This window comes from Hydrotalea lipotrueae (assembly GCF_019249625.1).
Taxonomy (GTDB): domain Bacteria; phylum Bacteroidota; class Bacteroidia; order Chitinophagales; family Chitinophagaceae; genus Hydrotalea; species Hydrotalea flava.
Genome location: NZ_JAESDL010000013.1, coordinates 42,552 through 62,249, shown reverse-complemented (window position 1 = coordinate 62,249; position 19,698 = coordinate 42,552). Strand labels below are relative to the sequence as shown.

Sequence of the window (19,698 nt, the reverse complement as noted above, 5' to 3'; positions counted from 1 at the left end):
CAGAAATTTCTATGCCTTCGTTTTGCTTTTAATACATTATCTTAAAACTTCTGCTTCGTTCTATTTTTCATCATGCCTAACTGGCTCAGCAACTCAATATAGGTGTGTATCTTTACCAAAAGCAATTACTGTTAATTTTATTCATTTGCTCAATATTATATAATTAATTATTTATATACTAAAATTTTTATCCTATTAACATAAATACATTATTTATTTAATATAATTTATTTAGAAATCATTAGGAATTAAATTGTTGAATCAGCTTTTTGTGAGTGAACTTAATAATTTTTAATTAAAATTTTATTGTAAACCGATAAATACTTTAATATAGTAGTAACAAACAAAAAGTAAAGCAAACCCACTAACTATTTGTATGCTTCTTCTCAACCAAGTAAGTTGTGCAAACTTTGTAACAGCACCTGCAAAGATGCTAACAATTAAGAATGGCAATCCTCTTCCAATACCAAAGGCCAGAGCAAGTACAACACCATAAAGAGGATTTGCGGTTGCAGTGGCCACTGAAAGAAGCAATAATAGAGGAGCAGCAGAGGTTCCTAAACTAAATATCAATCCATAAACAAAAGAGCCACTTATACCAGGGCGACGGAAAGAGGTTAATTTAGATATGGTGAGCTGAGGCCCATAAAAGGCAACAACAGCAGCAATTACAGATATTAATGCCATAGATAAAGCCCAATACTGACCAAATTCTTCAGTAAAAAATATACCTAATTTCGCTGCTACACTTCCTAATACAGAAAGACAAACGACTATGCCAAAAAAGAATGCAAAGGCAATCATCACACCTTTATTAGATTTCTTTTCTGAATTGCTGCTTGTAAGGCCTGCTATACCAAGACCCACAGGTAAAGTACATGGGCATACACCTGTTGTAATAATTCCTGCACCCATAGCAATTATCAGACTATAAACAGATCCATTAGCAAGTGCATGGTTAAACTGCTGTAAAAAATGTTCTAAACTCATTGTTTTACTTCTTGAGGATTTCCAGCTTTATATCCTTTGTCGTTTACCGCTTTTTGTATCTGATCAACTTTTACTTTTTGCGGGTCATAAGTGAAGTAAGCATATCTCTTTTCGAGGTTTACCTCTACATCTGAAACCCCATCAATTGACTTAATTGCATGCTTTACATTAGATTGACAAGCACTACAAGTCATACCGTCAACCGGCATTTTTACTTTTTGCATTACCACAGTTTTTCTTTGTTCTTTAACCTTCACAGTTCCATCTTGTTTTTGTTGTTGAACACAGGAAGAAACTGACAGGGCAATAATCACTATGCAAGGTATTAGTTCCTTGATATGCAATAATTTTATCTTTAACATAAATAATTTTTATATATAACTTTTTATATTAAAAAATTTATAATTCAACTGCTGTGAACCCTTGCTGTTCCAAAACACTTTTCAATTCCTCATGCTTTGTTATTTCAGGATAATAATTAATCTGTACTTGCTTCTGAACAATTTTAGGCTTTACAACTTTTACACCTGGTAAAGCAACGAGGGAAGTAGTTATCTTTTCTGCACAACCTTCACATATCATATTAGAAACTTTAAATCTTGCTTCCGTTAACCCTGCAGTTACTTCTTCTTTAATGATTTCGAGCCTTAAAGACCTTATGCGAAGCGTATTAATTAATATAAAAAAAATACTTATTATCATTATTACAATAGCAAGTATTGGAGTTATAAAACCAAATGCTGCCAACAGCATTCCCGCAATATTAAATAGCACGGCAATAATCACATTACTTGTCATTGTTTTATAACTTTCTTTTCCTAGTATAACTGCATTCAATACATCTATCAATTTGTCGCCAATTAAAATAACCCCCGCAGCTTCAATAGCTACATCAGTACCTGCACCGATTGCAATTCCTACGTCAGATTGAGCCAAAGCAGGGGCATCATTTATTCCATCACCCACCATTGCAACTCTAAAGCCTTTCTTTTGTAATGCTTCAATGGCGCTCGCTTTTTCACCGGGTAATAATTCGGCCTGTACTTCATCAATACCTAATTTTTCTGCAATTGGAACTGCCGATTGTTTAGTATCACCTGTAAGCATTACTGTTCTTATGCCTCTATGCTTTATCTTTGCTATTACCTGAGCACCCGTGGGTCGTGGTGTGTCTTGCAAAGCTATAACCCCCATTACCTGATTCCCTTTGCAAACAAGCACAGTAGTTTTCCCTTCACTGCCTAAAGCTGTTATTAAAATTCTTATTTCTTTTGAAATATTAATACCACTTTGTTCTATAAACGAAGGTTTTCCTGCCAGTATTGTTTCGTCATTTATACTTCCTGCAACACCTTTGCCAGGTATAGCTTTAAAATTATTTACAGATAATTTAGGCGCAGCCTCCTTTTGTGCAAAGAAAGCAATGGCTTGCCCTATAGGATGTTCAGATTTAGTTTCCAATGCCTCTGCAACAGATAAAAGTTCTATCTTATCACCATTCAAAGCATGTACATCTGTTACGGTAGGTTTACCATAAGTAAGTGTGCCTGTTTTATCAAAAACAATGGTATCAACTTTTGATAACCCGTAAAATACCTCACTGGCTTTTACAAGCAGCCCAATTGAAATTCCTTTACCGCCAGCTATTGCAGCAAGCATCGGCGTAGTGATGCCTAAGGCACATGGATAACCCATAATGATGGTAGTAAGTAATACTAGCGTTGCCTGAATGTAATTACCGGTTACTAAACCCCATATAAAAAAGGCAATAGTAGCAGTAATAAATACAACCGGTCCGAAATAGTTCATGAGTTTATCTGCCAACAATTCAACAGGCGGTTTCTTTTCAGCGATGCGGCTCATTAAACTAACAATTTGGCTTAGAAAACTATCCTGACCAATCTTGGAAACTTTAATTTGTAAGGCTCCATCAAGATTTAGTGTGCCACCTATTACAGTAGAACCAATTTCTTTATTTGAGGGTGTACTTTCACCGGTAAAACTTGCTTCATCAACACTTGCACCCCCATTCAATACTACACCATCTAATGGTATTCTTTCACCTGGTCTTACTTCTACAATTTCACCAACCAATACATCTTTTGTCAATACATCTACAAATTGTTCACCTCTCAACACCCTTGCTTTAGCCGGCTGTAGATCAATTAATTTTCGAACAGCATCAGAAGCTTTTTTACGGGTATCTAACTTGAAATATGCAAAGAACAAATGGAGTGACATTAACCAGCCCGCTACCGGCAAAAAATTGGGTAGTGCCTGATTGAAAAGAGAGGCAACTCCTACTGCAAAAGAACCCCAGGCGCCAACAGATAATAATACATTGGCATTAATTACCCTTTGCCCTATAGCCATGATGGTTTTCCGTAAAATCGGGTATCCAACCCAAAATAAAATAAAAGCAGCAACAACTAAACTAAACCATGCACGATATAGTTGGAGTAAACCAAAGAGATTTAAAGGATCAACTAATAAATCAATTACAGAAGCTACCATCCCAATAGTACCACGCTGTTTTATTAAATTAAAAATATCTTCATCCGTTTTATATTGTTGCACTTCGGTAGATGAAACACTATAGCCCAGGTTTTCCACAGCTTCTGCCAGTTGTTCACGGCTCATTTTAGATGTATCCGCTTCTACTAATACAATACCATGAACAAGATTCACCATCACGCTTCTCACAGCCGGATTGCGCTTTAACGCTTTTTCAACACTCATAGTGCAGAAAGAACACATCAAACCGGAAACTTTCATTTGAACACTTTCAGTAGCCATACAAGTAAATTAAGGAGTAAAATAAATTAATTAAGCGTAGCTAAATTATGCTAACTTCCCTATGCCTGCGCTTTTCAATTCTTCCACAGAAATTCCATTATGAAGGCAGCAGGACAATAGCTTACCATTTACAGCAATTGCCGGTACTGTATTAATGCCATAAGACTTTACTTTTTCAGAGCATTCTTTTGTATCGCAAGATTCAGCTATGTTATAAATAATTACTTCACAAGAACTGCAAGCCATAGCCTTTACCATTTCTACTACGGGGTCACAAACAGTGCAACCGGCAGTAAATAATTCAATTTTTCTTTTTGTTTGAGTTTTCATAACTTTAAAATTTTGATTATAGAACAAAGTTCAGATCGCAGGGGGGTGTCCTCCTAATCTTTTTTAAAAATGTTTTTATTGTGTTCTTCCAATCGTTTATTGATAGCGCTAATTTCTTTTATTTTAGAGGTGATTTCATCAAGTTCAAGTATAGGAAACTGTTCTTTGATAAATTCTATTTTTTCAGCATCCTGGCAGTTCCCAGGGCAGGAATTCATTACCTGCACAAGTTTTAACGCAAGGCTTTTTCTAAATACCTCATCAAGTAATAAGTAATGTGCTTTTTGTAATCCCTGATCAGCGGCTTTAAATTGCACCAATATTTTGTCAAAGTCGGTATCATTATCTAACATATTTAAAATACCTTCTATTTGACCTCTAACAGTGGAAAGGCGTTTTTTTAAATCGCCTGTTAGTTCGTTTGGAATCATACACTAAAATTTATAAGAAATGAAAATATTGTGCCGGGGGGGGTCATCACCAATATATATTTTATTTTTTAGAAACTTTTAAAACTTAAACCACAGCAATTCAGAATGATCATTATTATGAATGGACTATCAGTCGTGCTATAAATATTTTGGTCTAGCTAACTTGTATGTAAGGATTCGTGTTATTATTTAGAAAAATTAAGCGTTTAGCCTTAAAAATTTGAGTATTATGATAAATTGTTTTATTCCCTGCAACTTAGATAAAAGGTAAGTTTACCTATTTAATTTTTTATTAACTAGCACAGCAACTTAGCTTAGCCACATCTTTACCAAAAGTAATAGCAGCTAATTTAATACCCTCACCCAAAGTAAGATAAGGATACAGATTTTCTGCCAGGGTTTTGATGGTTGTTTTTTGCTGAATAGCCATACTTAGCAATTCAATTAATTCGCCGCCTTCGGGGGCTACCACTCTTGCACCAATCAAAGCATCGGTTTCCTTATTGCGTATCAGTTTAATAAAGCCTCTTGTGTCGTTTGCTGCGAGTGAACGGGGTACATTATCTAATGTTAGTTTAGACACTTCAAAAGGAATATTGAGTGCCGCAGCCTGCGCTTCATCTAACCCCGCCCCTGCTATTTGCGGGTCGGTAAATACTACCCAGGGCAAAGCAGCATAATCGGTTTTGTTTTCACTCCCGGTAAATGCATTTTCAACTGCAATTTTACCTTCGTATGCAGCAGTATACACGAAGGCGGGAGTGTTAGCCACATCGCCAACGGCATAAATATTGGGTAGGTTGGTTTCCATCATTGCATTTACCTGAATATGGCCTTTCGGCGTTAATTGCAGCCCAATTTTTTCTAATCCTAATTTTTCTGTATTGGCTTTTGTGCCAGATGCTACTACCACTTTACCCGGTTCAATCAATTGGGTAAAAGAACCATCCGGGCATTTGCAATGAATAATCGTATTGTTGCCCGATTTTTCAAATTTAACAGCCCGGAAATTGGGCAATATTTCTATGCCCTCATCCCGCATGTGCTTCTCAATTTCTTCGCTAATGTCGGGTGTCTGGGTACGCAAAACCCTATCTGTAAATTCAATAATACGCACTTTTGTTCCCAAACGGTTATAGGCCATCGCAATTTCCAATCCTATATAACCGGCACCCATAATGGTAATACTTGTGGGTTGTTCTTCTAAATCAAATAAGGAAACATTAGTCAAATAACCAATGGAATCCAGCCCCTCAATGTTCGGAACATTAGTAGTAGCACCTGTAGCTATAATAAATTTCAGGGCAGTATATTTATCTTTTCCATTCACTACAATTGTTTTTGCATCTTCAAAACCTGCCCATCCATTGATCATGGTAAGCTGTTTAAAGTCTTGTACTACATCTATATATTTTTTTTGCTGCAGGGTATGCACCAATGCTTTTTTATCTTTGATTACCTGCGCAAAATCAATGTCAAAGCCTTTGGGTTTGATTCCTGAAAAATTGGAATGAGAGGCATGATAAGCGGCTTCAGCAGCTCTGATTAAAGTTTTAGAGGGTACACACCCCACGTTTACACATGTGCCACCAAAAGGGAGGCCGGCATTGACCATTAAAGTAGAAAGACCTAAACTTTCTGCTTGAATAGCTGCCGAAAAAGCGGCAGAGCCCCCACCAATTATAATCAAATCAAAATGATGAGCGCCGGAAACACTCTGATTCTTTTGTGCCCGATAACTTGCAGAACGATTAATTGAAGCAATAATTGCATCTGCGCTCCCCGTTTCCGGGTTAAAAACCACTTCCCCTTTTCCTTCCTGAAACTGAACATTGACGCTTACAATTCCGGGATTAGAATGAATAATTTTTTCAACAGTACGGGCACAATGCTCGCAGGTCATACCAGTAATTTTCAACAAAATTTTTTCCTGTTGCGCATCATTTTGCGTATTATCTGACTTGTTATCGGCATTTGATTTTTTAAAGAAACTCATTGAAATATATTAATTAATTGATGAATAATAGTTGAACAATTTTGCATACCCATACTTTTTTTATTAAATACAATTCATATACAATATATTAGTTATCAGCAGTATGCGTCATGCTTTTGTCCTTCATTACAACTGCATTATATCCTGTCTTTTCAATCACAACCATAATTGCTTTTTAGAAATTTTTGAAGCGTCACATTTAATGATGCCGATATTTCCAGGATATTGAATTACATCGCTGATAATTCCACTCGTTTTAGCTAATTCGGAATGAATATGATTAGAGTATTCTGCACAAAACATTCCTGTAATCTTAAGCGTAACTGTTTTAATATCATCTTGGGTATGCAACATAACCTGTTGGGTGTTTGTATGCATTGCTTTTGCAGCACAACTACCCCCGCAACCACACATGCCTGTTATGCCTATGGTTGTGATAGTACCCAAAAATATAAATATGTATTTCATAGTAAAAAATTAAATTTTAAAAATATTTCTACATTTATTCAACTGCCGATACGCCTGAAACTTTGTACCCGGTTGCGTTTACGGCATTCACAATGGTATCTAATTTGGTTTCAGCGGCATTGTATTCTACTGTACTGCTGGCATCTTTAAAAGCGGTTTCAAACTTTATTACTCCCGGCACTTTTGACAAAGCCAGATTAATGGTTGAGCTACAGGCTTCACAATCCATTCCTTCAATCTTTAATTTCACGGTTCGCAGAGCTGATTTATCAACATACACCACTTCCTTTTTTTCTATTTTAGGAAAGAAGATAGAGGAGTAGGAAGGGAAAGCCATTAGCAATACAGCCAAAACAGTTACAATACCTAAAAAAGATTTGCTTTTCCAAAATGAAGGTTTGTCTTCTTCACAATCGCAGGCAATTTCATTAGCACTGCGAGATTTTAATTTTTGATACCAGGCAAATGCTAATACCAGTACCGTTATACCAATTAAAACGGGGCGGTAAGGCTCCATCCACGAAAAAGCAGATGCAATTCCCGTAACACCACTTATTAAAGCCAGCACCGGTGTAATACAGCATAAAGAGGCAATAAAAGCTGTTGCCAATACGGCTATCCAGGTTTTTCCGTTTGATTTTTCCTGTTTCATACGAGTTGATTTTGTTGGTTGAGTTGTTGAATGTATTTAAATAAACCGCGCAGCATTTTTAAATGCTCGGGCTTTAATGAATAAAAAATAGTTTGTCCTTCTTTTCTGGCCTGAATAATTCCGCCATCCTTCATTTTTCGGAGGTGTTGTGAAATGGCTGGAATGCTCATACCTAAAATATCACTCAAATCACAGGGGCATAGTTCTTTTTCTTCTTCCAATAAATATAAAATCTTTAAACGGACTTCATTACCGGCCAGTGCTAATACTCCCGACATGGTAGTGAATGATTCTTGGGTCTGATCTAATTTTTCTTTGCACTGATTAATTTGAACAGGATCGGCATATAAACGAATACAAAAACTCATATTGTTGTTATTTTGAGCAAAGCTATATCTTTTTTATTATTTAAGCAAATACTTAAATAAATATTTTGTTAAACCCTGCTATTTAGATTTTATTATACCCAATAGTCGTTGAACGGTTTATTTCCTGACAAAAGAAAAAACGGATGCCTTAATTACGAAAATGAGCTGATGGCTTTTTACACTTTATAAATCATCATAGCGTTTTTTTCGATAAATATGGAAAAACCAACTCTGTGGCCTAATTTTAAACAATGAATAAAAATTGTTGTTAATGAAGCTATTAAAATTTTCCAAAGGCATGAAGCTTTCAACATATTGCACTTTTATATTTTTTATTTTATTCTTAACCGCCTGCAACAACCATAAAAGCAACGTGCCTGTTATAGGTTTTGCCGATGCATTTGAGGATAATACCATTGAACAGGCAAAAACCGGATTTATAGATGCCTTAAAAGCGCATGGGTTTGATGAAAGCAAAGGCACTGTAAAAATTATATACCGCAATGCACAAGGCAGCATACCCATGTTAACACAAATTATTCGCTATTTTATTACTGAAAATGTAACACTCATTGCAGCCAATGCCACTTTACCTACCATTACTGCCATTCAGAATACTAAAACCATTCCTGTATTTATGATGGTAGCTGCAACGCCGCAACTCATGAAATTAACGGATGCCAAAGGCAACATGCCACCCAATCTTTTTGGCGTGGGCGAAAACTTAAATTATATCGATACTTCCTTTTTACTGATTCCACAAATATTACATTCTGCTGCCAATAAACCATTAACGGTTGGTATGATTTTCAATCAGTCAGAACCTCAATCGGTTGAGGCCATTAATCGTATTAAAAATCTGGCTTCAGCTAACCATATTCAATTGGTTTCATTACCCGTAAATAGCAGTGCAGATGTTTTATTAGTAACCCAATCGCTTTTATCAAAACACATTGATGCATTTTTTGCCAATCCCGATAATACTGTTTTTGCATCTTTTGAAAATATTGTAAAAGCATGCAACGAGCAAAAGGTACCTATTTTTACGAGCGAGGAAGGATTAGTAGCCCGTGGTGCCGTAGCAGCTTTTGGAGCCAATATTTATGATTGGGGGCATCAGGCCGGTGAACAGGCTGCGGTTTTTTTGCAAACAAAAAGCACAAAGGGTTTGCAATGGCAAATGGTAAAAATTAGAAACAGGGTATATAATCCTGCAGTTGCTAAAAGGTATCATTTACAATTTCCTCCGGATTATAAACCCATACAATAATGGACTTTTATTTATCTGCATTGGTTCTATCGTTGTGCCTCGGGGCTATGTCGATGGGTGTTTTTATTTCCATGCGCATCTTTAATATTCCCGATATTACTACCGATGGCAGTTACACGTTAGGTGCGGCTGTTACTGCATTGTTATTGGTAAACCACTGGCCTTTATTCCCGGCAATGTTCATTAGCATGTTGGCCGGAGCCACCGCAGGTATTTGCACTGCCTATATTCATACCAAACTTAAAATTGATGCTTTATTGGCGGGCATTTTAGTAATGACCGGATTATATTCCATTAATCTAATAATTATGGGGCGTTCTAATATTCCACTGGTTAATCTGTCCACTTTATTTACATACATACATTTTTTTAATAATTCAATTTATAATGCACTTTTTACCGGCGCATTGATAATTGGGTTTTTTGTACTGTTATTATGGTTCATATTATTAACAGACTTTGGTATTGCCATGCGGGCAACCGGGAATAGCAGTAGCATGACCCGATCGTTAGGAATTAACAATAACAGAATGAAAATAATTGGACTGGCCATGGCCAATGCATTAACGGCACTAAGTGGCTCATTGGTAGCTCAATACCAAAGTTTTACCGATATTAATATGGGCATTGGTATTGTAATTGTTGGTTTGGGTTCAGTTTTAATTGCAGATGCTTTGCGCATTTGGCTCAATATTGTTGCAATTGGTTGGCAAATTGTACTGGTTATTGCGGGCAGCTTTATTTTTCAAATGGTACTGGCAGTTACCTTATCATTGGGTGTGGATCCCAATATATTGAAATTGGTTACAGCCCTTTTTGTATTGTTAATTGTTGCTTTACCCAGGGTAAAAAATGTACTAATGCATCAAAATGAATAATCTGTTTTGGGAATGATACAATTAGAACAAGTAACAAAAGTTTTTAATCCGGGAAGGGTGAATGAAGTGATGGCATTGAACAATGTATCACTGAATATTCAGCAGGGTGAATTTGTAATCATTATTGGCGCTAACGGTTCAGGTAAAACTACTTTGTTTAATACCATTGCAGGGGCTGTGATTCCAACAAAAGGGAAAGTATGGATTGCCGGAGAAGAGGTAACCACTTTGCCGGATTATAAAAGAAGCAAATGGATTGCAAGGGTTTTTCAAAACCCGTTTGATGGTACGGCCCCCGACCTTACTATTCTGGATAATTTTAGACTGGCGGCATTAAGAACACAAAGCAAACCATTAAAAATAGGCATTAATACTGCATTTAAAAGGAGCGTACAAAATACCATTGCACGTTTGGGAATGGGTTTGGAAAATAAATTAAATCAACCCATGGGTACCTTATCGGGCGGGCAAAGGCAGGCACTTACCCTGTTGATGAGCATTATGGATACCACTACCGTTTTATTATTAGACGAACCCACTGCAGCCCTTGATCCAAAGTCGGCTGATATTATTTTGAAAGTCGCACAGTCGCTTATTAAAGAATATCAATTAACCGCTATTTTCATTACACATAATTTAAAAGATGCCCAGCAATATGGCAACCGCCTATTACAAATACATGAGGGGAAATTAGTGCGTGACTTGAATGCGGCAGAAAAGCATAAACTATTATTACAAAACATGTATGAATGGTTTGGTTAAGCCTTTAAAATTTTCGTTTAATTATTTTACATAATAACAGAGCAGTAGCTCAATCTAATTCAAACGCATTATTGCCACTTTGCAAGGCATATATTTTATTTTTCCAAACCAATTGCCCCGTAACCGTTTTAGGCAACACAATTGTAATGGTCCATTTATTACCATTTTTTTTATAGGCCACATGTAACATTCCCTTAGGATGCGGCATTTGCCCGCTTATTTCTTTTATATTTCCGAGATGTGGTGTAATTTTTACTTTTTTAAATCCCGGTGCATCACTATCTATTCCCAATATGGTTCTATATACTTCAATATTCGGACTGGCCCCCCAGGCATGACAATCTGATCTGGAACCATTAATATCCGATGTTTCGGCCCAGGTGGTTAAGCCCATTGCAATGTTTTCTTTCCATATATCTAACCACTGTAAATAATCGTTTCCCAAACCTGCCATTACCAGTGCCTGATGCAGGTAATATTTAAAATAAATAGATGCAGGAGCCAATTGTTTGTTATGCAAAAGTTGCTGAGCCAGTGCAGTTGCCTGTTTCCCTGTGATAGTATGTGTTAAAATGGCCAGTGCATTGGCGTGCTGAGAAAATTGATCACCCTCATCAGTATCTGCAAATAATGCCTTATTGTTATGCCAATATTTTTTTTGAATGGTTGTTTGTAACTGTATAGCCTTTGCGTTGTACAATTTTGCATAAGCCGGCATACCCATTTGTGCTTCTAATGATGCTGCTAATTGATAGGCCCATAACAGTTGCAAATCTAAAATAGCAGATGAACCATCTTTTCCATACGGTGCCGTTCCACCATTCCAGCCTTTATAACCATCCACCCAATCCGTAAACATCCAATAGGGCACTTTACGCAATGTTCCGTCTGCTTGTTGGTATTGCTGAAAAAACCATAAAATATTTCTTACTCCCTGCAATTTATTGGCAATAAAAGCACTATCACCACGGTATTTCCAATAATCGGCCAACATGCCAATATACCACAACGAAAAGGTGGGAATTTGTTGCGGGGTGAATGATGGATGCCTGCTTAAGGTAATCCCTTCTGCAATTCTGGAATGGTCCATTTGGTTCAATGCATTTTTAACCAACCGGTCATCGCCACTATTGTATAAACCAATTAAAGCCTGAATACGACTATCGCCAATATATTGCAGCTCTTCATAGTAAGGGCAATCCATAAACGTTTCAATAGCACATAAACGGGCAGTATGCCATCCTATGTTCAGTATTTTTTGTAAAAGTGTATCCGTTGTTTGCACACTTGCATTTTGTTGATAAGGATATCCGATAAAAGTATTATAAAAGTCTTCTATTGAAATGGGTTCGTTTTGTGTGGTTATGTTGAGTTGAATATATCTAAAAGTGCGCCATGCCAATGAATTAAACGCTTGCTTTGCAACACCGGAAGAAAAGATGCTGTCTTTTCTTCCCAATATTATTTTATTGGCAATATCATTACGGTTCCCCTTTTCAAGTATGGGCTTCCCTTCTTTATCTTTTTCAAACAATGCTTCTGCATAAGTGCAGGTTATCGTTGCTCCATTTCCTCCTGAAAATAAAAGATGCACATAAGCATTGGTTAATACACCCTGATCCAATAAAATAGTAGCAGTAGTGTTCGCAGGAACTTGAAAAGCAGCTTTTCCACTTAAAAAATCATGGGAGATAGTTACACCAATGGCACTCCGTATAGAAGTCATTCTTTGCAACTTTAATTCCATAGCAGGTAATGGATCGGGAATCAACATCCATTCGTTAATATCACCTATACCTTTGGGTTTAGCACCCGACCAGCCAATTTGTTGTGCCGGTTGCCATTGGCTGTCATCAAAATTATTTTGTTGCCATTGAAGCGGGAATTGATGCATATCAACTATTTCGCCCGGACCGGCAACATAGTATGCACTGTAGTCAATACCCGGCAATGGCCGATAAGCCATACACCGATAACTCTTCCAGGTGCTATTGGTATTGAGCATTTTTTCTAATGCATCATTGCCCACCAATACCCAAGCGGTACGGTTCGAAATTTGCGCTTCAGGCCGGTAATGACCTTCATTCCAAACGGCAGTTGCAATGGTATTGATGCCCTGCTGTAAATAGGGGGCAATATCAATCGTGGCAAATTTCCAGAAATATAAATCGCTTCGGGCAGGGCCAATACTTACTAATTTACCATTGATAAACAGTTGATAACGATTATCGGCTGAAATGTGAATGATGAACTGATTGGGCTTGGATGGCAGAGTGATTTGCTTTCTAAAAAAATAAACCCCATAATCGGTAGGCGGGGTATTGGGTGCTGCTATCCAATAAGCAGGCCAGGTGTTTTTTAAAAGAGAAGGATTAATTTGTTGAGCATATACCCCATTACCTATTAGCAACAGATATAAGCAAGCATAAGCAATTCGTTTTTTCATCTTCAAAAAATTAGGTATTGAAAAAATGCAACCCCATTCACCACATAAAATTTCATTAAAAGTTACTTCAATTTACCACCCTATTTTAATTTTTCGATTTTTTTATTTTAGCTCCAATCAATAAAAGTAAGCACTATATCGCTACAACAAATACAAAATAGAATGCAACGGGGAGGAATGGCTTAGTGATATGACGAGCATCATACTTTATATTTTGAGGAGAGAATACATTGCTTTCATAATACACAACAACGCATTCACAATATATGGAAACAAATATGCAAATTTCGCAAACGCACTTTCTGCAACATCAAAAGCCATATCGCATATGGAAACTCATACAAATTATATTTTGGATAATTGGATTGGCTATTTTCTTTGCTTTGGTTTTTTTTCCTAAAACAGGTGTGCTCATTTTTTGGAATATATTGATTCCGATTGCTCCTGCCTTATTGGTATTTGCAACCGGCTTATGGCGAAATGTTTGTCCGTTATCTACCACTGTTTTACTACCAAGATATTTTAATTTATCGAAAAGAAACCGCATGAGTGTACAATGGCAAACCAGGTTACAATTTGTCTCTATCTTATTATTGTTTATCATTGTTCCTTTACGGCATCCTATATTTAACAATAACGGGCATGCTACTGCCATTTTATTAATGATGCTCATTGCTATTGGAATTACGATGGGTTTTTTCTTTGAATGGAAAAGTGCCTGGTGTTCAACCATTTGCCCCATTCATAGTGTAGAGAAATTATATGGTGAAAAACAATGGCTTACATTACCCAATGCACATTGCACCGCATGTGCAAACTGCTCTTTACCTTGTCCGGATTCTACACCTGATTTTCATCCAGGCAAAGCACACAAATCGTTACTACAAAAAATAAATGCCTTACTGATTATTGGCGGATTACCCGGATTTATTTGGGGTTGGTTTCAAGTGCCCGATATTCAATCTCCAATACCTCACTTTAATGCTTTGAGCACCTATGGTTTACCCTGGATAGGCGCCACAGCATCTATCATTCTTTTTCTGTTTCTAGTATCCTTTCTCGACAAAAAATCAACAGAAATACTTATTCAAATGTATGCAGCAGCAGGTGTTTCTATTTATTATTGGTACAGGATTCCGGAGCTATTTGGATTTTCAAAATTTAGTAATGATGGGTTATTGATTTCGTTAAAAAACAGCTTGCCACAGTGGGTGGTAACCTTCTTTGTGATAACAATTATTGCAATATTTATTTGGTGGCTGGTGTTTAAAAAACCCACCAAGAAAAGTTGGCTGATTCGTCCGGCATTTGTAAATAGAAACAATCAGTCAATCCAACATTAGGATATTGATTAAACAAATATCGGATATTGCAATACACAGTACATTATATTTCAGGTGCCCAACCTGGCTCATAAGTCCTTCCCCAAAGTGCCATAGCTTCAGCATCATCCAAAATATGGCCATTCCCGGCATCACAATACAAAGTACGGCCTACCCTTTGTGCAATATTGGCAAGATGACATAGTAAAACACTTTTACTACCTTCCGTTACCGGTGAGGTGATTTTAGTTTCACCACGCACTGCCTGAATAAAGTTGCTAAAATGATAAAAATCTAAATTACCATTGGCACTCACCGGATTAGAAGGATCGGCTACTACCTCACTCTTTACTGCTTTCACCAATTTATTATCGTTATCATAAATAGCATAATCGCCACCGCCTTTATTCACCAAAGTACCTTTATCGCCATAAATAATAAAACCTCTGCCGGCGCCTTCAACAGGATAAATATTGCAGCTCCTGCTTTCCCAGGTAATGGCTTTTTGATGGCCAAATTCAAATCCGGCTACTTGTGTATCGGGGGTTTGCCAATCGTCTTTAAAAGCATAACGCCCTCCACTTGACGAAACTTTGGTTGGATAATCAACATTTAAAAACCAACGACAACAATCTATTTCATGCGTTCCATTATTACATGCTTCGCCGGTTCCCCAATGCCAAAACCAATGCCAGTTATAATGTATCAGATTATCCTGATAAGGTTTTCTGGGTGCAGGCCCCTGCCATAAATCATAATCTAATGTAGTAGGTACCGGTACTACCTTGCCGTAGCCAATGCCGGTACGGTTATTGGCATACCATGCTTTGGCAAAATAAGTATTACCAATAATGCCGCCATGCACTAAGTTTACTGCTTCTATTAAACTTGGGAAAGACCTGCGCTGATTACCCATTTGAATGAGTTTTCCATACCGCTGCATGGCGGTAACAATCATTTCGCCTTCATGCGGATTTTGTCCGCACGGCTTTTCCACATACACATGTTTCCCGTTTTGAACGCCTAAAATGGCTGCCGGTGTGTGCCAATGGTCGGGAGCTGCAATTACCAAAGCATCAAAATCTTTTTGAGTAACCAACTTACGTATATCATGTACTATAATGGGCTTCCGTTGGGCATTTTTTAAAGCATCTAATCCGTTTTTAATAGCCCCGGCTTCCACATCGCAGATGTACGCCACTTCAACATTGGGCAATTGTGAAAAACTTTTTGCCAAATAAGCTCCCCTGCTGTTTACGCCCATAACGGCCACCACCACTTTATTACTCGGGGCTAATTTGCCAAAAACCGGAAAGTTTAAAATAGTTACACCTGCCGATGCAAGTGATACCTGTTCAATAAATTTTCTTCGTTGCATGTTGTTTTTTTTATGAACCCGGCTGCAAAATTGCTATGCTGCTGCTGTTGCGTCGCACACTTGTACTATTGTAACGCTATGCAGCTAATTTGTTTCAACTATTGTAATGGTTTTATTTTAATGCTTCTATAGCTTACTTCATTGCCATGATCCTGCAATAAAATATGCCCTTGCCTTGCCTCGCCAAAATTTTTCCAGATTTTAAATTTGCTAATGGCTACCAACGCTCTAAAAGCCGGTGAGCCTCTGTCGTATTCCAACACTTTTATTCCATTCAAATAATGTTCAACATGGTTGTTGGGATATACCACTATTCTCCCTGTGTTCCAACTGCCAATAGGATGTACAAACCGAGCCTGCTTTTGCGCAGGAATTAAATCGTACAACGATGCCAAAGTTCTGTCGCCATCCCTGCCTAATTTGGCATCGGGGTGTAAGGCATCATCTAATACCTGATATTCTAATCCAATAGCAGAACCTTCATTGTGTTCGGTAAGGGTTACAAAATATTTTACACCACTGTTGGCACCGGGTGTTAATTTAAATTCAAACGATAAATCAAAAGCACTGTATTGGCCCAAAGTAACCACATCGCCACCGTTTCCTCCTTCCTTTCCTTGTGATGACAAAACGGTAATCATTCCATCTTTTATTTGCCAGTCGGTTTTAGGAAAATGGTCTTTATACGCCCCACGCCATCCATCACTGTTTATTCCATTGAACAATAAGTTCCAGCCCCATTTCTTTTCTGCATTACACAAATAGTTAGGTATGTTGTTTACAACGTACACGGGTTTGTGAAAAGGAGTGGGCTGCACATTTCCTGTTTGAATGCGTATATTTTTAAAATATACCTTCTCACCGGACAGAGCCGTATTGTTGCCAATACTATGTACCTGTAAGGCAATAAATCCTTTTGCATCCATCGTATCCACTACATAAGCAGCGGGTTCACCATTAATCCATGTTTTTATCTCATGGCCAATACATTCAATTTTAATATGATTAAATTGGCCGGGTAGGTATGCTTTTTGTGCTTCGGGATTTAGGCTGAGCGGATATAACCAGTCGCGACGGGCTTCATCATACAATCCGCCGGTCCATTTTCTGGAAGAAGGGTCTAATTCATACTGGTATCCGTAAACCCTTCCAGCAGTATTTACATGGCTTCTCAGCTGTATACCCGAATTGGAGGTGCTGTCGGGTAATTTGGCATCTAATTCCAAAACAAAATTGTCGTATTCTTTTTCGGTTCTTAAAAAACTATTGGGCGAGCCCGCTACCGTTTCTCCTACAATCATCCCATCCTGAACAGCATACTTTGCAGTTCCTGCTGCCAATTGCCAGCCCGTTAAATTTTTTCCATTAAACAATGAAACCCATTGTTGTGCGTGTAGGTTCGTAGTAATAAGAAATGATAATAACAATAGTTTTGAAAGGAACCGATTTTTGTTCATATGACAGCAATTAAGGAAATGAAATGTACAACGTTATGCGTATTTCTGCAATTAAAAATTGCTTATGAATATGATGTTTTTGCCATTTCATTTTTTCAATACCACGTTCAAATTCAATTTCATCATTTGTTCAGATAGCGAACCCATTTTTTTAAAGATATGTAAACCCATAGTTCTTGAAGCTTGTATTTGATAATTATCAAAAAATTGTGTGCCATTGCATATAAAAAACTGTTAAATGCAGTGATAAAGTGCGTTTTAACTACTCTATTCAACAACTACCCAACAATATTTTAAAAAATTGGGCTTTCAACAAACCAAAACAAAAATCTACCTTTAAAATATAAACCAAACGATATGCTAAAACGTAGAGATTTTTTAAAAACAACAGGCATTGCTGCATTAAGCGGCTTAGCCATTTCTAAAACACTGGGCGCCGGTTTAAATTGGGAGGCAATGCCGCCTGCCGGCGTTCAATTATACACTTTTTTTAATGTAATTGATGCAGATGTACCGGGCACTTTACAAAAAATTGCAGCCATTGGCTATCAAAATATTGAATCTGCTTTCAGTAAAAAAGGTGGCTATTATGGTATGAAGCCACGGGAATTTGCCGCCTTGGTAAAAGACAAAGGTTTATCCTGGAAGTCGCACCATGTATTGGGCGCACCATTTCAACTACCGCCCGGCAGAAAGATGCCTACCGGCCCAGATGGCAAACCCATTACCATTCCACCCATGAAAAATTTACGCGACAATATGCAGGAACTGGTTGATGATGCCGCAGCAGGTGGTATACCTTATTTGGTATGTGCCAGCATTCCACTCAATACTACAGAGCAAATAAAATCGTCGATTGATGTTTTGAACAAAACAGATGAGGCCTGCAAAAAAGCTGGAATCCATTTTGCTTACCACAATCATTACACTGAATTTAAAGCAGTGGATGGTGTATTGCCCTATGATGTAATTTTAAAAGAAACACCGGTACAATTAGAACTTGATTTGGCATGGGCTACCAAAGCCGGCGTACATCCGGTTACACTTTTTAAACAACATCCGGGTCGTTTTCCGCTTTGGCATGTAAAAGATATTGACAAAGCATTAGAAAAACCACAACCCGTTGGCACCGGTGTTGTTGATTTTAAGAATATTTTTGAACATGCCAAAACTTCAGGAATGCAATATTATTTTGTGGAGCATGATAATCCCGCCGATCCTTTTGCAAGCATTACTACCAGCATGCAAAACCTGAAAAAAATCTGGAATAGTATTGCATAAATGTCTGGTAAAATGTTATTTAAGGCAAACCATACAATAATTGTACTGTTATATGCATCAAAAATCATTTTATGAATCATTCTTCAATAGCATTGGTTACAGGCGGCAGCCGAGGATTAGGAAAAGATATGGCTTTAAGTTTAGCACGTAAAGGCAACCACGTTATTATTACCTATCAGCAAAACAAAGAGCAGGCGTTACAAACAGTGCAGGCACTGGAAGAATTAAATGTGAAAGCATTGGCATTACAACTCAATCTTTCAGATACAAAATTTATTCCTGCTTTTGTAGCAACATTTAAAACTTCGCTGCAAACACATTTTCAAACTACACATTTTGATATTTTAATTAACAATGCCGGCATGGGCGCTACTGTTCCATTTGAGCAGGTTACAGAAGCATTGTTTGATGAGTTTCTAAATGTTCATTTTAAATCGGTTTATTTTTTAACGCAATACTGTGTTCCTTTCATGAACAATGGAGGTTGCATTATCAATATTTCAAGCGGTACCACCCGTTATTGCAATCCAGGTTATTCTGTTTACTCCTCGATGAAAGGCGCCTTAGAAGTATTTACACGTTATTTGGCCAAAGAGCTGGGCCATAAAGGTATTAGGGCCAATGTTGTTGCTCCCGGACCTGTTGAAACAGATTTTAACCATGCTGCCATTCGCAACAATCCGCTTATGAAAGAAAGACTGGCATCGCTTTCACCATTAGGACGGGTAGGCATTGCTGAAGACATAGGTGGTGTTGTAGCTTTTCTTTGTAGTGAAGATGCACGCTGGGTAAATGGCCAGCGAATTGAAGTAAGTGGCGGTATTAATATTTAAGCGTCAACAACAAAAATCACCATCGTTTCCCTGCAACAAT

The 19,698-nt window shown here is 37.5% G+C and carries 18 protein-coding genes; 6 read left to right on the top strand and 12 right to left on the bottom strand.

Going from position 1 to position 19,698, the window contains the following annotated elements; translation table 11 throughout:
- Positions 1-303 precede the first annotated feature (303 nt).
- From JK139_RS09135 to JK139_RS09095, 9 genes are all read right to left on the bottom strand, one after another.
- Positions 304-990: a cytochrome c biogenesis CcdA family protein gene (locus JK139_RS09135; RefSeq protein WP_074418481.1), complete on the bottom strand. Its 687-nt coding sequence runs from the start codon at positions 988-990 to the stop codon at positions 304-306.
- A complete protein-coding gene (locus JK139_RS09130; RefSeq protein WP_081300511.1) occupies positions 987-1,352 on the bottom strand; it encodes a heavy-metal-associated domain-containing protein in 366 nt (121 codons plus the stop codon). The genes JK139_RS09135 and JK139_RS09130 overlap by 4 nt, the downstream gene beginning before the upstream one ends.
- A 37-nt stretch (positions 1,353-1,389) precedes the next feature.
- Positions 1,390-3,786 carry a heavy metal translocating P-type ATPase gene (locus JK139_RS09125; RefSeq protein ID WP_218331138.1) on the bottom strand — a complete coding sequence of 799 codons (2,397 nt, stop codon included), beginning with the start codon at positions 3,784-3,786 and terminating at the stop codon, positions 1,390-1,392.
- Between the two features lie 45 nt (positions 3,787-3,831).
- Complete coding sequence (locus JK139_RS09120; RefSeq protein ID WP_074419874.1) at positions 3,832-4,116, bottom strand: thioredoxin domain-containing protein; 285 nt, start codon at positions 4,114-4,116, stop codon at positions 3,832-3,834.
- Between the two features lie 53 nt (positions 4,117-4,169).
- Entirely contained in the window at positions 4,170-4,547 is a 378-nt protein-coding gene (locus JK139_RS09115; RefSeq protein ID WP_074418483.1) for a metal-sensing transcriptional repressor, read from the bottom strand.
- 292 nt (positions 4,548-4,839) lie between these two features.
- Complete coding sequence (gene merA / locus JK139_RS09110) at positions 4,840-6,543, bottom strand: mercury(II) reductase (RefSeq protein WP_218331137.1); 1,704 nt, start codon at positions 6,541-6,543, stop codon at positions 4,840-4,842.
- A 156-nt stretch (positions 6,544-6,699) separates the two neighbouring features.
- Positions 6,700-7,011 carry a hypothetical protein gene (locus tag JK139_RS09105; protein ID WP_218331136.1) on the bottom strand — a complete coding sequence of 104 codons (312 nt, stop codon included), beginning with the start codon at positions 7,009-7,011 and terminating at the stop codon, positions 6,700-6,702.
- 34 nt (positions 7,012-7,045) lie between these two features.
- The gene (gene merTP, locus JK139_RS09100; protein ID WP_218331135.1) at positions 7,046-7,663 is read right to left on the bottom strand and encodes a mercuric transport protein MerTP; all 618 of its coding nucleotides are present in this window, start codon (positions 7,661-7,663) and stop codon (positions 7,046-7,048) included.
- Positions 7,660-8,031 carry an ArsR/SmtB family transcription factor gene (locus JK139_RS09095; protein WP_218331134.1) on the bottom strand — a complete coding sequence of 124 codons (372 nt, stop codon included), beginning with the start codon at positions 8,029-8,031 and terminating at the stop codon, positions 7,660-7,662. Before JK139_RS09095 ends, merTP begins: the two co-directional genes overlap by 4 nt.
- Positions 8,032-8,329: 298 nt before the next feature.
- Here JK139_RS09095 and JK139_RS09090 point away from each other — a divergent pair, with 298 nt between their 5' ends.
- The 3 genes from JK139_RS09090 to JK139_RS09080 are packed head-to-tail and all read left to right on the top strand — an operon-like array spanning position 8,330 to position 10,941.
- Positions 8,330-9,301 (top strand): ABC transporter substrate-binding protein, encoded by a 972-nt coding sequence (locus JK139_RS09090; RefSeq protein ID WP_218331133.1) that lies wholly within the window; start codon positions 8,330-8,332, stop codon positions 9,299-9,301.
- Positions 9,301-10,179: an ABC transporter permease gene (locus tag JK139_RS09085; protein WP_218331132.1), complete on the top strand. Its 879-nt coding sequence runs from the start codon at positions 9,301-9,303 to the stop codon at positions 10,177-10,179. The genes JK139_RS09090 and JK139_RS09085 overlap by 1 nt, the downstream gene beginning before the upstream one ends.
- A 12-nt stretch (positions 10,180-10,191) precedes the next feature.
- Positions 10,192-10,941 carry an ABC transporter ATP-binding protein gene (locus JK139_RS09080; RefSeq protein WP_074418654.1) on the top strand — a complete coding sequence of 250 codons (750 nt, stop codon included), beginning with the start codon at positions 10,192-10,194 and terminating at the stop codon, positions 10,939-10,941.
- Positions 10,942-10,990: 49 nt separating this feature from the next.
- Here the strand turns inward: JK139_RS09080 and JK139_RS09075 are convergent, their stop codons facing one another.
- Positions 10,991-13,387: an alpha-L-rhamnosidase-related protein gene (locus JK139_RS09075; RefSeq protein WP_218331131.1), complete on the bottom strand. Its 2,397-nt coding sequence runs from the start codon at positions 13,385-13,387 to the stop codon at positions 10,991-10,993.
- Between the two features lie 266 nt (positions 13,388-13,653).
- Here JK139_RS09075 and JK139_RS09070 point away from each other — a divergent pair, with 266 nt between their 5' ends.
- Positions 13,654-14,730 carry a cbb3-type cytochrome c oxidase N-terminal domain-containing protein gene (locus tag JK139_RS09070; RefSeq protein ID WP_218331130.1) on the top strand — a complete coding sequence of 359 codons (1,077 nt, stop codon included), beginning with the start codon at positions 13,654-13,656 and terminating at the stop codon, positions 14,728-14,730.
- A 43-nt stretch (positions 14,731-14,773) separates the two neighbouring features.
- Here the strand turns inward: JK139_RS09070 and JK139_RS09065 are convergent, their stop codons facing one another.
- Both JK139_RS09065 and JK139_RS09060 read right to left on the bottom strand, forming a co-directional pair.
- Positions 14,774-16,087: a Gfo/Idh/MocA family protein gene (locus tag JK139_RS09065; RefSeq protein ID WP_074421255.1), complete on the bottom strand. Its 1,314-nt coding sequence runs from the start codon at positions 16,085-16,087 to the stop codon at positions 14,774-14,776.
- 98 nt (positions 16,088-16,185) lie between these two features.
- Complete coding sequence (locus JK139_RS09060) at positions 16,186-17,544, bottom strand: 3-keto-disaccharide hydrolase (RefSeq protein WP_074421256.1); 1,359 nt, start codon at positions 17,542-17,544, stop codon at positions 16,186-16,188.
- A 357-nt stretch (positions 17,545-17,901) separates the two neighbouring features.
- On the opposite strand from JK139_RS09060, the gene JK139_RS09055 reads away from it, so the two are divergent.
- Positions 17,902-18,825, top strand: coding sequence for a sugar phosphate isomerase/epimerase family protein (locus tag JK139_RS09055; protein WP_074421257.1), 924 nt, complete (start codon positions 17,902-17,904; stop codon positions 18,823-18,825).
- A gap of 71 nt (positions 18,826-18,896) precedes the next feature.
- On the top strand, positions 18,897-19,658 hold the full coding sequence (locus tag JK139_RS09050; protein ID WP_074421258.1) for an SDR family NAD(P)-dependent oxidoreductase: 762 nt from the start codon (positions 18,897-18,899) through the stop codon (positions 19,656-19,658).
- Positions 19,659-19,698 lie beyond the last annotated feature (40 nt).

Coding starts and splice junctions, on each gene's coding strand:
- JK139_RS09085 (WP_218331132.1), top strand. CDS start 9,301: ATGGACTTTTATTTATCTGCATTGGTTCTATCGTTGTGCCTCGGGGCT.
- JK139_RS09095 (WP_218331134.1), bottom strand. CDS start 8,031: ATGAGTTTTTGTATTCGTTTATATGCCGATCCTGTTCAAATTAATCAG.
- merA (WP_218331137.1), bottom strand. CDS start 6,543: ATGAGTTTCTTTAAAAAATCAAATGCCGATAACAAGTCAGATAATACG.
- JK139_RS09070 (WP_218331130.1), top strand. CDS start 13,654: ATGGAAACAAATATGCAAATTTCGCAAACGCACTTTCTGCAACATCAA.
- JK139_RS09130 (WP_081300511.1), bottom strand. CDS start 1,352: ATGTTAAAGATAAAATTATTGCATATCAAGGAACTAATACCTTGCATA.
- JK139_RS09125 (WP_218331138.1), bottom strand. CDS start 3,786: ATGGCTACTGAAAGTGTTCAAATGAAAGTTTCCGGTTTGATGTGTTCT.
- merTP (WP_218331135.1), bottom strand. CDS start 7,663: ATGAAACAGGAAAAATCAAACGGAAAAACCTGGATAGCCGTATTGGCA.
- JK139_RS09115 (WP_074418483.1), bottom strand. CDS start 4,547: ATGATTCCAAACGAACTAACAGGCGATTTAAAAAAACGCCTTTCCACT.
- JK139_RS09055 (WP_074421257.1), top strand. CDS start 17,902: ATGCTAAAACGTAGAGATTTTTTAAAAACAACAGGCATTGCTGCATTA.
- JK139_RS09065 (WP_074421255.1), bottom strand. CDS start 16,087: ATGCAACGAAGAAAATTTATTGAACAGGTATCACTTGCATCGGCAGGT.
- JK139_RS09060 (WP_074421256.1), bottom strand. CDS start 17,544: ATGAACAAAAATCGGTTCCTTTCAAAACTATTGTTATTATCATTTCTT.
- JK139_RS09105 (WP_218331136.1), bottom strand. CDS start 7,011: ATGAAATACATATTTATATTTTTGGGTACTATCACAACCATAGGCATA.
- JK139_RS09135 (WP_074418481.1), bottom strand. CDS start 990: ATGAGTTTAGAACATTTTTTACAGCAGTTTAACCATGCACTTGCTAAT.
- JK139_RS09080 (WP_074418654.1), top strand. CDS start 10,192: ATGATACAATTAGAACAAGTAACAAAAGTTTTTAATCCGGGAAGGGTG.
- JK139_RS09075 (WP_218331131.1), bottom strand. CDS start 13,387: ATGAAAAAACGAATTGCTTATGCTTGCTTATATCTGTTGCTAATAGGT.
- JK139_RS09050 (WP_074421258.1), top strand. CDS start 18,897: ATGAATCATTCTTCAATAGCATTGGTTACAGGCGGCAGCCGAGGATTA.
- JK139_RS09120 (WP_074419874.1), bottom strand. CDS start 4,116: ATGAAAACTCAAACAAAAAGAAAAATTGAATTATTTACTGCCGGTTGC.
- JK139_RS09090 (WP_218331133.1), top strand. CDS start 8,330: ATGAAGCTTTCAACATATTGCACTTTTATATTTTTTATTTTATTCTTA.